Origin of the sequence: Burkholderia sp. 567 (assembly GCF_040545115.1) — a bacterium.
Classification (GTDB): domain Bacteria; phylum Pseudomonadota; class Gammaproteobacteria; order Burkholderiales; family Burkholderiaceae; genus Burkholderia; species Burkholderia ambifaria.
Genome location: NZ_JBEPLG010000004.1, coordinates 451894 through 467728 on the forward strand (window position 1 = coordinate 451894; position 15835 = coordinate 467728).

At 66.3% G+C, this 15835-nt stretch carries 13 protein-coding genes; 5 read left to right on the plus strand and 8 right to left on the minus strand.

The genetic code is table 11. The features are described from left to right. Positions 1-15: 15 nt before the first annotated feature. From ABIC50_RS15420 to ABIC50_RS15450, 7 genes are all read right to left on the minus strand, one after another. Positions 16-570: a type 4 pilus major pilin gene (locus ABIC50_RS15420; protein ID WP_354165116.1), complete on the minus strand. Its 555-nt coding sequence runs from the start codon at positions 568-570 to the stop codon at positions 16-18. A gap of 114 nt (positions 571-684) precedes the next feature. Next, complete coding sequence (locus ABIC50_RS15425) at positions 685-1761, minus strand: type II secretion system F family protein (protein WP_011660767.1); 1077 nt, start codon at positions 1759-1761, stop codon at positions 685-687. Further along, positions 1751-3535, minus strand: a complete 1785-nt coding sequence (locus tag ABIC50_RS15430; RefSeq protein ID WP_354165119.1) for a GspE/PulE family protein — start codon at positions 3533-3535, stop codon at positions 1751-1753. The genes ABIC50_RS15425 and ABIC50_RS15430 overlap by 11 nt, the downstream gene beginning before the upstream one ends. A 4-nt stretch (positions 3536-3539) precedes the next feature. Then, positions 3540-4001, minus strand: a complete 462-nt coding sequence (pilP, locus tag ABIC50_RS15435) for a type IV pilus biogenesis protein PilP (protein ID WP_354165122.1) — start codon at positions 3999-4001, stop codon at positions 3540-3542. Positions 4002-4116: 115 nt separating this feature from the next. Further along, positions 4117-5433, minus strand: a complete 1317-nt coding sequence (gene pilO2 / locus ABIC50_RS15440) for a type 4b pilus protein PilO2 (RefSeq protein ID WP_354165125.1) — start codon at positions 5431-5433, stop codon at positions 4117-4119. Positions 5434-5458: 25 nt separating this feature from the next. Beyond that, positions 5459-7192, minus strand: a complete 1734-nt coding sequence (gene pilN / locus ABIC50_RS15445; protein WP_165754144.1) for a PilN family type IVB pilus formation outer membrane protein — start codon at positions 7190-7192, stop codon at positions 5459-5461. Further along, positions 7192-8403: a toxin co-regulated pilus biosynthesis Q family protein gene (locus ABIC50_RS15450; RefSeq protein ID WP_354165128.1), complete on the minus strand. Its 1212-nt coding sequence runs from the start codon at positions 8401-8403 to the stop codon at positions 7192-7194. The genes pilN and ABIC50_RS15450 overlap by 1 nt, the downstream gene beginning before the upstream one ends. Positions 8404-8412: 9 nt before the next feature. Between ABIC50_RS15450 and ABIC50_RS15455 the strand changes: the two genes are divergently transcribed. The 3 genes from ABIC50_RS15455 (at position 8413) to ABIC50_RS15465 (ending at position 11226) form a co-directional block, all read left to right on the plus strand. Continuing rightward, positions 8413-9063, plus strand: coding sequence for a hypothetical protein (locus tag ABIC50_RS15455; protein WP_354165131.1), 651 nt, complete (start codon positions 8413-8415; stop codon positions 9061-9063). 87 nt (positions 9064-9150) lie between these two features. Next, the gene (locus tag ABIC50_RS15460; protein ID WP_354165133.1) at positions 9151-10584 is read left to right on the plus strand and encodes a helix-turn-helix transcriptional regulator; all 1434 of its coding nucleotides are present in this window, start codon (positions 9151-9153) and stop codon (positions 10582-10584) included. Positions 10585-10758: 174 nt separating this feature from the next. Further along, entirely contained in the window at positions 10759-11226 is a 468-nt protein-coding gene (locus ABIC50_RS15465) for a lytic transglycosylase domain-containing protein (protein WP_354165136.1), read from the plus strand. Between the two features lie 198 nt (positions 11227-11424). Here ABIC50_RS15465 and ABIC50_RS15470 read toward each other — a convergent pair whose 3' ends face one another. Further along, the gene (locus tag ABIC50_RS15470) at positions 11425-12291 is read right to left on the minus strand and encodes a hypothetical protein (protein ID WP_354165139.1); all 867 of its coding nucleotides are present in this window, start codon (positions 12289-12291) and stop codon (positions 11425-11427) included. 137 nt (positions 12292-12428) lie between these two features. Between ABIC50_RS15470 and ABIC50_RS15475 the strand changes: the two genes are divergently transcribed. Continuing rightward, positions 12429-14546, plus strand: coding sequence for a hypothetical protein (locus ABIC50_RS15475; RefSeq protein ID WP_354165142.1), 2118 nt, complete (start codon positions 12429-12431; stop codon positions 14544-14546). Between the two features lie 255 nt (positions 14547-14801). Then, complete coding sequence (locus tag ABIC50_RS15480) at positions 14802-15614, plus strand: phage tail tip lysozyme (protein ID WP_175737093.1); 813 nt, start codon at positions 14802-14804, stop codon at positions 15612-15614. Positions 15615-15835: the final 221 nt, after the last annotated feature.

Sequence of the window (15835 nt, forward strand, 5' to 3'; positions counted from 1 at the left end):
ATACTCGGGCCTCGATCAGGCGGAGGTCCAGATGATCTTCTTCGCACCACCGGCACACGCTGCCTGAGCGGCGGCGGGCGTTACCGGCACGGTTTGCACCGAACCGCCGATCGAGACGGCTGTCCAGGTTCCGCCAGCAGATGCCGCGTTGATGCATACGTCCGTCGGCACGGAATCGAATTCGATCGTGAATGTACCGGTGCCAGCTCCCGTAACGGTTACTGCGCCGCCCCAGGCATCGGTGACGGTATTTGCCGCGGTGTCGATGACGAGCGTAGTCGGGATGATGCCGGCGGCAATGGCGACGGTCGTCGTCAACCCGGTGTAGCCGTTGGTCTGCCCCATATACAGCTTCTTGACGCCGGTTTGGATGGCCGTCACCTGCTCGGCCGTCTGATTCGACGAAGCACTGCCGAATGCGCCGCGCAGCAGCGCAATGGCACCGATGACGACGATTGCGGCGATCCCGAGATAGGCGATCGCCTCGAGCAGGGTGGCGCCACGTTGCGTGCGCCGCGACCTACGGCTGCCCACCCTTGCGCGAATCGATGCGACGGTCTTGACATTCATGTTGCTCTCCTTGGTTTCCTCAATCGACACTAGAGAAAGATGTGCCATCTGCTTTCAACACCCGTTCGCTTGCACTGCGTCCGCACTGCGCTTGCACGTCATTACACGGCACGCTCAATGCAGACTCCGAGCCAAAGCCGCAATTTCCTGCTGAATTCCGAAGAAGCCGCTGATGAGCCACGACAGCACGAGCGCGAGCACGACGATCGCCGCGCCGTTGACCACGCGCATCTGCGCCTCGATCGTCTCCACGCCGTCGGTCATCCATTCGCTGGCGATCGCGTGCAGCGCCTCGGCGAAGCCCTTGTATTCGGCATACACACACAGATCGTCGACGATCTCCTCGGAAGGAAACCGGTAGCCGGCGTTCTTCATCGCCTCGCCGACGTTGAGCCCCGATTTCACGCCGAAGAGCATGTCGTCGATTCGCTGCCTGAGCCACGGCTTCGCATCGGTGGCCAGCCGCGCGAGCGAGCGTTCGACCGTGAAGCCCGCCGCCTGCAGCGACGAAAACGCGACGAGAAAACCGCAGCCCGTAATGAGCCGATAGATCGAGTAAGGCGGGTAGCGGTCGAGCCAGACCCGTACGTTGCCGGACCAGCGCGGCATCGAGTAAAAGAGTGCCGCGACGAGGATCGCGAGCACCACGAGGCAGTAGATCATGCCGCCCTGCACGAACCGGGACAGCTCGTAGAGCGACTTCGCCACGCCGTGCCAGCGCTCGGGGCTCACGATCGACGCGAAGCGCGGAATCACGAGCTTGCCGAACAGGTACACGTACCCGATCGTCATCGCCACGATCACGCACGGGTAGGTCAACCCGCCGACGATGGCCGTGCGGATCCGGCGGCTGTACTGCACGACGGTGCACACGTTCAGCAGCGCGGCCTCGAGGCGTCCCGACTGCTCGCCGGCCATGACGATCATCTGCTCGGTATGCGGCACCCACCACGCCATCGCCTCGGCCAGCATGCCGCCGTTTTGCACGACGCTGCGCCAGTCCGCAAGCGTCAAGGCCAGCGGCTCGTTCGGCTTGCGGCCCTCGTGCGACGCACGCAACTCGAGCTCCTCGAGAATCTTGAGCAACGGCAAACCGTTCGCGAGCATTTTCGCGATCTTGCGATAGAGCCGCAGGCGCGCCTGCGTCGTGAATTGCAGGCGCGCCCAGCGCCGGTTGAGCTCAAGTGCCATAGCCGCTTCCGAGCGGCTGCGGCCGCCCCCCGCTGCCCTGCATGAACGGGCCGACCACGCGCTCCGCCATGCGCGGATCGATGAGGCCCGCCGCCACTTTTTCGAGCGCGTGCTGCGCGACCGTCTGCCCCGCGAGCTCGCTGAGCCAGTACGCCTGCGCGTCGGGCTTGCGCCCGGCGCGCAGCAATTCGCAAACCGTCGCGTCGGTGCGCACGATCTCGGCCACCACGGTCCGGCCGACCGTGCCGTTCTTGCAATGCGGGCAACCGGGCCCGGCCACGCGCACCGCGTCGAACCGCGCGCCGACGGCCCGCTTCACGCGCGCGACCAGCCCCATGTCGAGCTGCGCCATCGCCTCGGCCAGCGGGCGCGAGCAGTGCGGACACAGCAGCTTGACGAGCCGCTGGCTGATGAGCCCCGTGACGAGCGATTCGTCCGTCACCATCGCGATCGGCAAGCCGAGATCGACGAGACGGTCCACGATCGCGAGCGCGCCGTTCGCGTGCACCGTCGTCCAGACCTGATGGCCCGTCATCGCGGCGCGCAACGCGCTTTGCGCCGATGCGCGGTCGCGCACCTCGCCGATCATGATCGTATCGGGATCGAGCCGCATCGCATTCGCGATCGCGGCGGCGAACGCGAGCGAGCGCGCCTCTTCCGTCGGCGCGTTGACGACGGGCGTCTGCACGGCGCCCTCGATCGGGTACTCCACCGGGTCTTCCACGGTGATGACGTGGATCGAGCCGGCCATCTCGCACAGTTGCTTCGTCAGCACGCGCTGCAACGTCGTGGATTTGCCCGAGCCGGTCGGGCCGCTGATGATGTTCATGCCGTGCGGCTGCTGCGCGAGCAGCTCGAACGCGTTCGCCTGCGCCACCGTGAAGCCGAGCTCGGTCAGGGCCGTCGCCTCGCCCGCATCGTTGTAGAGCAGCCGCAGCACCATGACGCTGCCGACGCTCGTGGGCGCCGTCGCGATCCGCACGCCGAAAAGCCGGTCCGGCAGCTTGTCGCGATCGCCGATGGCCGCGTCCTGGCGTTCGTTCGGCTTGTAGGTGTTGTCCGATACGCTCGACATCGCCGCATAAAGCGTGGCGAGCAGCCGCTCGCCGTACTCGCGCGTCTGCTCCGAAATGCGCACGAGTTCGTTGTGGATGCGAAAAAGAATCTCCGTGCTGAAGCGGTTCACACGGATATGGATATCCGACGCACGCTCGTCGCACGCCCGCGCGATCAGGTTCTTCGCGAGGACCTGCATCCGCGTGTGATCGATGCGCTCGGCACTGCCGTCGCGGCGCGGGCCCTGATAGCTGCGTCTGATCGCATCGAGTGTCACGAGCCGCGTCGTATAGTGGCAATTGAGCCGTTCGAGCCTCGCGCAGTACGACAGCACGAACGGATTCATTTCGTGCCCTTCGGCAACGAGCAGCGTGCCGTCGTCGAGCAGACAGAGAAACTTGCGCTCCTCCTCGCTCGCGGCGAACTCGCCGCTGTCGGAAAGCGGGCGTGCCACTGCGGCGAGCGGCAGCGCCTGCCCCGGCGGCTGGCTTTGCGACGCTGTTTGCGCGGGCTGCACCGAAGCGGCGGCGGCAGCGGCCACGGCGCTCAGCACCGGCTCGCGTGGCCGCGCAACAGGCGCGAGAGCCGGCCCGGCCGCGGCCGCCGGCTGACCCTGCGTAACAGACGGATCGGTTTCGACCGGCTTCACGGCGCGCGAGAGAATCAGTGGCGTCACGCTTGTGGGCGTCTTGCCCGGAGGTGTCGGAGACGAACTCATGGCATCACCTCGCAGGCATCGGCAAGGCAGGCAGCGTCGGCACCGGCGGCACGCCGGGCGAGCCTGTCGACGCCACGTTGCGCGCGGGCTGCTGCCGCGCGCTCGCGGAGACGGTCAGCGTCGTGCGCCGTCCGTCTTGCGATGCGAGGACGATCGCACCCGGGCGAACGGCCGCCACGCGCATGCCGTTGGGCAGCGTATCGCCGGGCCCGACGTCGAACTCCGCGCCGTCGCTCGTCGCCACCGTTGCGCTGAGCTTCTTGCCGAGCCCTTGTGTCGCCACGAGCGACACGTCCGAATACGAGGAGACGGTACTGCCCATCCGGTGCAGCGCTTCTTGCCGCTCCGCCACCTGCGCCTGCGCATCGAGCTTTTTCAGCTGTGCCTTGAGGACCATCGTTTCCTCCTGTAGCCGCATCAGTTCGTTGGCTGCCTGCACGGCGGCCGGTGTCGGAACGACGTTCATGCGCGGCGCCGCTTCAGCGGGCGCGGCGGCCGTGGCAGCCGCGGCGCTGGCCGCGCCGGACGCGGCCAACGGCCACGCACAGCAGCAGGCGAGCACCAGCACAGTCAATGCATCGTCATTTCTCATAGAGCACTCCGTCGAGCGTCCACTGCCCGGATTTGTATGAAAGCGTCTCGACGCGCACGCCCGGCTCGTCGAGATACCTGATGAGGCTGTCGGGCCGCACGCCGCCCAGTTGCGCCGACATGCGCCAGGTCTGCCAGCTCGGCGCCGGGGGCGGGCCGCCGCCCGGATGCAGCCGGTCCAGCGTTTGCGAAGCGAGGCTGCGCTGCGGCGCGCTTGCCGGCTGCAGCGTGAACGTCAGGCCGATGCCCAGCAACTGGAACGCGGAAAGCATGCGCAAGCGCACGCCGCGCACGCCATCGATCACTTCGTCTCCCCCCGCAGGCAATGCCAGCGGTTCCACGTAGCTCGCATGCTCGCCGTTGCCGTCGATCGTCGCGCGCGGCTCCGCCGCCATCAGCATCGCCACGTTCGATCCGTCCCGCGACCAGCTGTAGCTGACGTTCGACGCGCGGCAAACGTAGTCGTCGAGTTCCCAGCCGCCCGGCGCGATGTGCGTGAAGTGATCGACGCACGCGCGAACGAACGCATCGGGCCGCGGCTCGCCGGCCCACGGATGCGCGGCTTCGGGCGGTGCCGCGGGCTTGGGCGGATGCAGCGCGAGCTCCGCGCGCATCCGCTCGAACGCCTGCTGCCGCTCGAGTTCCAAACGGTGGCGCCGGTACGCGACGATGCCGGCCACAACCGCTGCCGCCACCACGATCGCGACGGCGGCCAGCAGCACCTCGCGCCGCGGTGCGCGCCGCGAGACACGCGACAGATTGAGCCAGCGCGGCAAATGCGGCTTGCCGCCCCGGCGCGGGATCATGTCCTCGATGCGCCGCGCGTAGAAGTTGTGGAACCCCTGCACTTCCAGCTGCGGATCGCCGATGACGACGTTCCAGCCGCCGAGGCTGTAATCGCTGTGCAGCCGCTCGAACACTTCTTCGCTGGAACCGATCCGATCGCCGTTCGGCAGGAATGCGCCGTCGCGCACCGCGAAATAGGCCCAGCGCCCGTCGGGCAGATGGAATGCACCGAGCCAGTTGGGCGCCGGCTGCTGGCGTCCGTCGTAGAACGCGCCTTCGGCCGCGATCGTCTTCGACACGAGCGCGCCGAGCGACGGCAAGCCCAGTTGCGCGCCCTCGCGCGTGCTCGCGAAACCCGCGCCCGCGAAGGTGCGGTCGATACGCAGCACCATCGCATCGAAATTCAGGCGCGCGGCGAGTTCCACGGCCTCCGCGCGCAGCGCGTGCCGGCGCGACAGCGATTGCCAGAAAAGGCCGCATATGAACCGCTGCCGGCCGATCTGGATGACTTGCGTCGCCATGAAGGATCCTGTGCCCGAGCGCGCTTCAAGCGCCGTTGATTGCGATCGGCGAGAGCAGGATGACGATCACCTCGCGCGTGCCGGACGCGTTGAACCCGCCCATCGCGTAGTTCGACGGATGGCCGACGCCTTGCCGGTTATCCTGATCGGTGATGCCCTCGTAGCCGCTGATGACGAGCGTCTGCCCCGACTTCACGGCGATGCGCTGCAGGAAGTTGCGCGTATCGACGGTCGGCAGCTGGATCTGCTGGTTCGCCGGGCCGAACGGCACAAGGTTCACGAGCGACGAAATGTTGCTGTAGAACTGCATCATGATCGTGCCGTCGTCGAGGATGTGCGGCAGCACCGTGAGGTTGAAGCCGGTCGTGATCGTGCCCGGCGTGAGCGACGTCTGGCTGCCGATGTTGACGGTGTTGGTCGTCGAGATCTGCGCGAGATAGCCTTGCTGCTCGGCCACCTGCACGGGAACGGGCTGATCGTTGAGCGTCGTGATCGAGGCCGAGGTCTTGCGGTGCACCGTACCCTGCGTCGAAAGCGCATCGATGACGGCCGTCGTGCTCGACGCGCGGCTCGACGGTGTGATGACCGAGGCCGAGAGCTCGCTCGGGTTCTGGATCATGCTCGTGAACGCGGTAGTGATGCCGAACTGCGTGCCGAGCGCCTGATAGACCGCGTGCCAGTTGATGCCGTAGCTGTCCGCCGCGGAAAGCGTGACCGAGAGCACCGTCACGTTGATGAGCACCTGCCGCGCGAGCACGCGGTTTTGCTGCTCCATGAACTCGCCCACGCGCTCGAGCACATCGGGCGTATCGGTGACCGCGATCGAGCCCGTGGCTGGCGACGTGATGACCGAGCCTGCCGGAGAGAGCATCGCCTTGATCGCCGTCTGCAAGCCGTTGTACACCGAGAGCTGCGCGTTCATCGTGATATTCGCGGTGTTGTCCGACGACACGGAGGGCGAACCGGACGTCCCGCCGCCTCCGCCGCCGATGCCCGCGCCGCCGGCGCCCGATCCGCCCGCGGCCCCCGTGCTGTTGCTCGAGGCGCCGCCGCTGTTGCTCGCACCGCTCACGACGTTCGTATCCAGCTTCGAGTCGCCCGGAATGGCGACGACCTGATAGACGCGCGTGGCCGTGTAGAAGAAGACGATCGCGCCGTCCTCGTACTTCCAATAGACGCCGAAGCGAGCCGACGCCGTGTCGAGCAGCCCGCGCAGCGTGCCGCGCGAATACGCGATGCGCACGGGCGAGGATACGCTCGGCACGCGCGCGGCCATCGTCGCGGCGCTCGTGCTCGGCGCGGGCCCCTGCAGCAGGCCGGGGGGCAGCGGCGGCACGCCGGGATAGGCTCCGGCGCCCCCCGTATCGACCGCGGTCTGCGTCGCGCGCGCGGCCGCTTCGCTCGTGCCCGGCGCAACCTTGGCCGGCAGGTGCGCGAGGCGCGAAATGCGATCGGCGAACATGCGCAGCGAATCGACCGTGCCGTCGAAGCTCGCCGGCTCGTCGAAGAGCTTCGGCAGCGTCGATTTCGTCGCGATCTTGATCGTCTTGCCCGAAAGCCAGAGTTCGTCCTTGACGACGACGTCGTCACTGCCCGGCACCGCGCGGTTATCGCCGTTCGAGAGCTTGCCGAGCAATTGCCCCGCACGCGCGGTATCGGATTGCGAGCTGCGCTCGATCTTGTCCAGGAGACCGGTGCACCCCGCGAGCAGCGACAGGCATGCGGCCAGGATGACGAAAGGACGACGGAGGACGCTCATCAACTTGCTCCTTTGGGAACGACGCGCATGACGTGGTTGCGCTGGTACAAGACCACCTGAATCGGCACCTGCGAGCCGGCGAGCGCATTGGTCACCTGACGCAGCGCTTCGGCGAGCGTGCCGTGTATCGTGGCCGTCGCGTCGACCTGAAAATCGGTCGGCACGTCCCAGATGAATTGCCAGCCGGCTTCGCTCGCCCAGCGCGCGAGCGCATTGCGCACGGAGCCGTCCGACAGGCGCATCTGCCACTCCGTGCGCTCGGGCGCCGCCGCGGGTACGAACGCCGGAGTCGCGGCGGGCGCCCACGATGGCGCCGGGGAGGCCGGGCCGGACGCCGGTTGCGTGGCGGCGAGCAACGGGGGCTCGATGGCGTCACGCTTTGCGGGCGCGGGCACCTGCGCTCGCGGCGGTGCTGAAACAAGTGCCGGTGCCGATGCCGGAATGACCGACCCGGCTGCCGGTGCGGGCGACATCGCCAGAGCGGGTGCGGGTGCGGGTGCGGGTGCCGGCATGGCCGGCCCGGGCGCCGGTGCGGACGACATCACCGGAGCGGGCGCGGGCGCGGGTGCCGGTGCCGGCACGGGCGGGACCGCCAGTGCTGCCGCCGGTGTGCGAGCCGATGCCGGTGTTGCGGGTATCCACGTCGAAACGCGCGCCTGCACCAGGGGCTGCGCCGGTGCAATGGCAGGGGCCGCCGCGGGAGCCATCGCCGCCGCGCCCGTGGGCAAGGTGGAAGACGCATTCGTGGCGGCACTGTTCATGCGCGACGCCGCGCCGGCCGCCGGCGAGGAAGGCTGCGGCGCGTCAACGTTTGCGCGCCGCGCATGCGCGGTCACCGTGAGCAAACGCATATCCGTATCGACGCGCGCCTGCAGCGCAGGATCGACCGACAGCACCTCGCCGAGCGCGTGCACGACCGACGAGCCGGCGCGCCAGCTCACGGACGCGTCGGCCCATGCGCCCGCGTTCGGCACATTGATGCTGTAACTCGTCGGCATGATCTGCTCGAGCGCGCGCAGCAACGGAACGTCGTGGCCGCCCGTGCGCACGACGCCGCCCAGGCGCTGCCCGCCGTCGACGATTACTTGCTGATCGGAAGCGTGCGCGACCGTGCAGGCGAACCAGACGCCGCACAGCAGCGCCCGAATTGCCGGCGGCATCGCCGCTATCCGAACATTCGCCCTCGGCCGGCTCCGCCTGTTGTCGCTCACGCACCTCGGATGGACCGGGAGTTCTATTTTTTTTGTTGCCACGTTCTTTTCACTCTGCTTGAACCATTACACCTGCCGGAACAAACCGAGCAACGGCAAGCCGACCCCTCGCTTTGTTCCGGAAACGCCAATAATTGCCCTAAAAGAAGCAGTACCGAATGGCGTCCGGAATTCGAAAGCAAGTATGCAAGAAAACAATACCGACTTGTAAGGATAGCTACAGCCCAATGGGTAATTACGGCAAAGTACACCGCACCTTTAAGTAAAAAAATACCCCTGGAAAATCATCCTTTCTCGGCCAGCATGGATGATACAGGCACCGGCGCAAGAATGTCGCCTTCGCGTCACAAGCCCCGCCCAGCATGGCGCTGCGGCAGTCGCCGCATTTTTTTTGGACGTTTCGGCGCGAATCGCGGAATGGCCGCCCGCAGAAATATGCCAGATACAAACATGTGCTATGGCGACGTTCGCGGGCGAGCCGCCCATTGGGTGCCGTGCACCGCGCCAACAGCGTACGGCGGCGGAAAACGTAACAAAAAATCATCAAAAAAAGCGATGCAGGCCTCCCGCTCGTGCGTGAAAGTCCACCGCGGCGCCCCGCTCTCCGGCAAATGCCGATGCCAAGCCGAAGGTAACAAACCATCACAAACACGAGCCTAAATCGGCCCGCGATGAAAACATGCGCTCACTGCTTCACGAATCGTTTCACGCCGCTTAACGCATCGCTCATTGAATCAGGAGCACGACATGTTCTCGACGATCTACTTCGCCGCGGCCTCGGCCCTCGCTTTCGACGACACCCCTGCGGACGTCGTCTCGAAAATGCTCCAAGGCCAGTTTCTCGACGCTGTCCGCCACGCCGCACGCCATGCCGATACCGACACGGCGCAAGCTCAGCCCGGCTACGCACAACTGCAAGTCTGCGCCGACCTCGAGCTGATGCTCGGCCGCCATGAAGAAGCGGAGGAAACGTATCGCCGCGCGCAAAAAGCCATTCGCGCCCAACGCGACGGTCTGCGTATCGCGTCGTGCCGCAACACCGGCTGGCAAGCCTTCTTCCGCAACCAGTTCAACGTCGCGCTCAGTTGCTTCAAGCGCGTCGGCGAGGAAAAGGCGGCCACGCCGCACCAACGTTTCGACAGCCTCGTCGGTGCGACACTCGTTTCGTTTCATCTGGGCTTGATCCAGGCGGCGTGCCATCGCCTCGGCGAGCTGGCCGCGCTGGCGGCAACGCATGGCGATCGCCGCTGGAGCTACCTCGTGGAGGCGCTGCGGCGGGACCTCTTCGCGCAGCACGAACTGCACGGTGCCGAGCGACTCGCCGACCACATCTACTGGCGCTCGGCTATCGGGGAGTTCGAGTCGAGCGAGGCACCGGTACCCGGCTCGCAGCCCGCCGGGACCGTGCTGCCGCTGCTGGCCGAACGACTCTCGCACCTGAACCGGCTCGTTTCGCTGGCCGACGGCCGGACGAGCGCGGGCGAAACGCTCAAGCAACACGTGAGCTGGAGCCGCCAGGCCGGCCTCAACGATTATCACCGCAGCCTGTGCCTCGAAATCACGTTGGCCGCGATCGCCGGCCACGCGACGCCGTTGGCCGAAGCGATGCTCGATGCGTCCGGCGCGGCGAATTCGCAAGGCAGCCAGCATGCGCGCTGGTACCTCGACTACCTCTACTGCCGCGCGAAGATCATGCAGCAGCAGATGCGCACGCAGGAATTCGCACAGTTCTACGGCCGCTACGCGCTCGCGTCGATTCAGCACGTGCGCGCGGACATGTCGATGCCCGCCGCCGCGGCCGATCACATGCAGGCATCGCGCACGGCGCAGCGCTCCGACGACGTGAGCGCCCGCCTGCCGGCGAAATACCGCCGCGCCTATCGCTACCTGATGGACAACCTCGACCAAAAGGACCTTTCGGTGCGCGAAGTGGCATCGCATGTGGGCGTGACCGAGCGCGCGATGCAGGCAGCGTTCAAGAACCACCTCGGGCTATCGCCGAGCGAGCTGATCCGGCGCCAGCGGATGGAGCGCATTCGCGACGATCTGCTCGACGACGGCGCACCGGCCACGCGCGTGCTCGACGTCGCGAACAAGTGGGGGGTGCGCCATCGTTCGACGCTGATCAACGGCTACCGGCGCGTGTTCCAGGAAGCGCCCTCGGAGACGATGGGCCGCTGAGGGCAGCGGTGTGCGGCGCCAAAGCGCCTGCACCACCGATCGGTAACACGGCCGGCCCACGGCTTTTTTCCGCCAACGCCGTCCGACGAAACGCACACGCGTGGGTCGGACGGCGTTTTCATTCCCACGTCGGTGCGAAGCGATTCCCGCACCGCTTCTCTTACCGGATGATCCATGATGCGACTATTCACGCCCAAGCCGGCGCTCGCGCTGGCGCTTGCCGTTCTGTCCGCGGCGCCCGCCGAAGTGCGCGCGCAGACCGCCGACTGCTTTGCGGCGGCCGCCGCCTATCAACATGTGAGCCCCGTCGTGCTGCGCGCGATCGCGTGGCAAGAATCGCATGGCAACGCGAACGCGCTCCATCGCAACCGGAACGGTTCGACCGATTACGGCATGATGCAGATCAACTCGATTCACCTTCCGCTGCTGTCGCGCTACGGCGTCTCGGCCGACGACCTCATGAACCCATGCTTGAGCGTGTACGTGGCTGCGTGGCACCTGCACAAGATGATGGTCAAGTACGGGAATAACTGGGCGGCGATCGGTGCCTACCATTCGGAGACACCTGCCGAGCGCGACCGCTACGCGCGTTCGGTGCAAAGCATCGTCGAGCGCATGAAGCTGGCGGATGACGGGCAGTAGGACGAGCAGCGGCAGCCGGGGAGATCCGGCTGCCCGCGAACGTCATCAAGAGAGAAAGCGACGTTGCATGAGGGAGTCGTCCCGTATGGCGAGCGCCGAGGCAAGCGCGAAGCGGGGACGAAGCAGGAGCGAAGCGTGGACGATCAGACCGGGGCGTTCGCGAGCCGCGCGCGAAAACGCGGCGGCCCGCCGTAGCCGTTACTGCCCCTTGGCGGCGTTCGAAATGTTGCTGGCACCCTTGTTACCCACCGACGCCAGCGCCGATGTGAGCTCCTGCGACTGCTGGTTGACAGCGGCCGCCAACGTGTTCGCGTTGTTGAGCCGCGTCATCTCGCTTTGCTGCTGCATGAAGTCGTTTTGCATCGCAGCCATTTGCGTCACGGGATTCCCTGCACCGAGGGCCGATGGACGCATCATGTCACCCGCCGCATGCATTGCGGTGGACGCGACGCCGGGCGGCAGAAAGTGACTTCCGGCATGAAGCGCCGAACTCAGAAACTGTGCACCGACGTTCCCCGCGCGCCCCGGCAGGCTGGCAAAGTTGCGGGGCGCCGGAGGCGGAGGTGGCGGCGCGCCGTCGGCCCCCTTGAAGCTGGATAGCCCGTCCAGTTGGCCTTTGCTGCGCGCGGGCGCTTGCTTTTGTGCGCCGTCGGTCGCACCGTTCTTCGTCCCTTTCTCGAACTCCGCGATACGGGACTGGACGAGCCCCGGTCGAATTCCTATGTTGTTCATGGCGAACTCCTTGAGTGACATGACGATTTCCGTCGCCAGCAACATCGCTCGATGTCGGCGCGGTACGGTCCCCGCATCCCACTCACGCGGAGCGATATCGAGGAATGCAAGCACAAGCTTATGCGCCACGACATTGCGCAACGCAAGCGACGCGACGCGGCGAGCGAAATTGCGAAGCGCGCATGCGGCAAACGTCAAATGCGATGAAGTGCGCAAATGGATCCGCGGTCGCAGCACCGGCGCCGGCATCGACGTGCGTTTTTTTGCACGCCACTTCGGAATCGGCAGGCTGTCACCGTTATGTCGTTTTACCTTTCCAACACGAGAACCCACGTTCGCAAAGCGCGAAGACGGAATCGACGGGCGAACGCACGTCGACCGCCTGGACGCGATGAGGCAGCGCGTCAGTCCATCAAGGCCTTTGTCGCGAGGCGACGTCGAACGATCGAAATCAACCGAAAGGAAACGTCATGACGATCAGCAACAGCACGCAAGTACGGTCATCATCGCTCGACCTCCCGCGCAACGACACGCAGCCCGCGCCGGCCCCGCGCCAACGAAGCGCATCGACGAGCGGCCCGCGCCCCTCCGGCGGCGCATTGCTCGGCGCGCTGAGCAATGCACCCGCCTTGCCGGCGCACACCGGCACCCATGCACCGGCGCAGGCGGGCCCGCTTTCGACAACATCGCAACCGGCCGGGACGGCGCAGCCCCCATCGTCGCCGCTGCCGGCGCCAGTCAGGCGCAGCTCGCTGCCTGCGCGCGCGTCGTCGCCGTCAGGCTCCGCGATCGGCCGCCCAGGTGGAGGCTCACGGTCGTTGCCCGGTTCGGGCAAGCTGGGCGCTCAACGTGCAGCCCCGGGAGACGAGGCAGTGCCGGTGCTCGACTTGTCGGGGGGCGGGCAGTCGAGCGAAGACTTGCCCGTACACGAGGAACCGCAGCCACACACGCCTGCATCGCAGCGCGAGAGTGCGGCGTCCGTTCGACATGAAGAGCCAGTGGAAACGAATGCTGCCGGCAAGCAACCGGCCACGTCGCGTTCGGGCAGCCCGCTGCCGCACGAGAAGGAAGCCTCGGGGCTGACAGCCGCGACGACGAGCGAGGCCGAATCGGAACCCGAAACGTCCCGTTCGGCCAGCCCGGTGCCGCTCCCGAAAGAGTCGCCGGCGCTCGTGAAAGAGGCAGGGACGAGCGCTGCCGGCAAAATGCCCGCGACGTCCAGCTCGAGCAGCCCACTGCCGCTCGATAAGGAAACCAGCTTCTCGGCGCCTCACCTCGCCGCGCACGACATCGACAGTCAAGAGCCGGAAAGCCCGCCCGAAGCAAGCGCTCCGAGCTCGTCGTCCCTGGCAGCACCGGAAACCCGCACGCTGGCCGCCGCCAGGACATCGGTGCCCGCGGTAACCGAAGACATAAGTCCGGCGTCGGCCGCCTCGATCACCAGCAACCTGTCGGCCGCGCTGTCCCGGCCGAGGCAGATCCAATCGTTCATCTCGAACATCGGCGACATGCTGACGCAGAACCCCTACGGCGCCGCGCAACCGCTCAAAGGGTGGACGGCCAACCTCGTCAACGCGTTCAGTCATGAATTCGTCGCAACCGGCGGCGCCACGCTCTTCCGGGAGTTGTGCTCGATGGCGGCCGAAGCAGCCCTCGACAAGACCGGCGCCGGGCCCGAAACACGCGGCGCAATTACGGCCACGCTGTTCACAGCGGCGGCGATGGGCAACCTGGCCGCGATGTTGCACAAGCATCACACCGGCGCCGCGGACAACAAGACCTACACGGGCCACGTTGCGCAGATCTTGTCGCTGATAGTGACGATGGGCGCCGCAGCCTATACCGGCAAGAACGACGAAGGCAACGGGCATCTTGGGCAGCTCTCCAGCATACTGCCTAGCGCGATCAAATCGTACGCATACCTGGCGCGCGATGTGATCAACGTGTTCCGCCCGCTCGAAGGCAATCACGACGCAGGCTACGAGCGCCCCGTCAGAGGCCAGACGCTCAACGGCGTTCCGTATTTCGGAAACCAGCTCGCCGTCAACACCGCGCAGGGCAGCTCGCAATGGTCGGCCCCGTCCTACGTCGACAGCCTCATTCACCACACGAAGACCAACGCAGCGATCAAAGGACTGTTCGGCTATTCGGCAGCGAATGCCGCCGGCGAGGGGCTGGATGCGATCGGGGGACGCGTGGCCTCGGAAATCTCGACGCACGGCTTCACGGGCAAGGCGCTCGATGAACTGAAGACGCTGCGCGTGAGCTGGGGCAAGCTCGACACCTCCGAAACCAGCACGGTCAAGCAGCTCGGGAACAAGGCGGCCGGCGCGGGAATCGCGCGTCTCAGCCTGTTCCTCTCCCTTTATGCCGCCACCGCCGTGGTCAATCACGCCGTGGAGGGAAGCGATTGGTCCGCCGGCACCAAGAGCTTCGCGGAGAATGCGTTGGGCGCACTGCTCATCATCGCGGGATGCCTGCCGTTTGCCGCGAGCACGTCGAGCCCGTCGAACCGGTCGAACGAGGGGCGAACGATCGGCGCCGACAACGCGGCGGAACTGAGCGTGATGCGTCGCTCGACCTCCTGAGCACGCGGGCCGCGCCGAGCACGCGAAACGATGAAGGTTCACGCAGGTGGCCGCATCGGCGGCGGCTCGCCTGCCGCAAGCCGCTTGCATCGGCATCGCGGCCGCCACCCGGTTCGGCAGTTCGGCAATCCGACAACGACTTCGCATCCGTCAACGCGCTGTAAGCGCCGGGCAATAAATTAGGTTTGGCAGGCGGCCGTTATCGGCCCTCCACCAGCAACTGACGAATACCGTCATTCTCACGCGGAGAAAATCATGTCCACCACAGCAGTGCAAGGCTATAACGCCGGCTATCTGAACGGCATCGACGATGTCGGCGGCATCGGCGGCACGAACGAATCGCAGCTCGCACAACTGCTCGAGTTGCTCATCGAAGAAATCAAGCAGATTCTCGATCCCTCCAGCCAGAATTCAGGCGATGCCGGTGGTGTGGGCGGCATCGGCGGCGGTACGCCTTCGTACTCCGCGCCGCCCGCCTTTGCCGGCGGTGGCGGCGCCGCACCCGCTGGCGTGAGTGGCGGCGGTGGCGGCCAGGGCGGTGGCGGCGCGTCGCCGGGAATAGGCGGCGGTGGAAGCGGTGGCGGTGGCGGCGGCAACACGCTGCCCAACGTATCGGGCGGCGACGCCGCGCACGCCATCGCACAGGACCTCAAATCGCGCTACGGCCTGACCGACGCGCAGGTAGCCGGCGTGCTCGGTAACCTGCAGCAGGAAAGCGGGCTGAAAGGCAACGTCAATCAAGGCGGAGCGACCGGCGCGCCCTCCGGCAACTTCGCGGACGACAACGCCAACGGTTGGGGTCTTGCGCAATGGGGCGGCACACGCAAACAAGGCGAAATCAACTATGCGAAGGAGCACGGGCTCGACCCGGGCAGCCTCGAAGCCAACATCGGCTTCATGAATCAGGAACTCGACACGACGTACAGCAAGACGATCACGGACATCAAGCAGACGACGACGGCGGAACAAGCGGCACTGGTCTGGGACAAGGACTACGAACAGGCCACCGATCCGCAAATGGAAAACCGCAACAAGTACGCCGAGCAATTCCTCGCGCAAGGTCTCTGAACGCGAACGCATCCGCCCCCCCGGGGCGTTTGAAGCTCGCACGATCCCGTCCGATGTCCGGGCGGGATTTTTTTTGACCGGCATTTTCCGCCGCGCGAAAACACCGCTCGTCGGCAATACACAGACGACCGGTCGCGCCAAGGCAGATCAAATCGCGACGCGATGGTGCTGGCAGCGGTGCGCCGTATTCATCAGAATTTGCTCCGAGAAACCCCGCCATT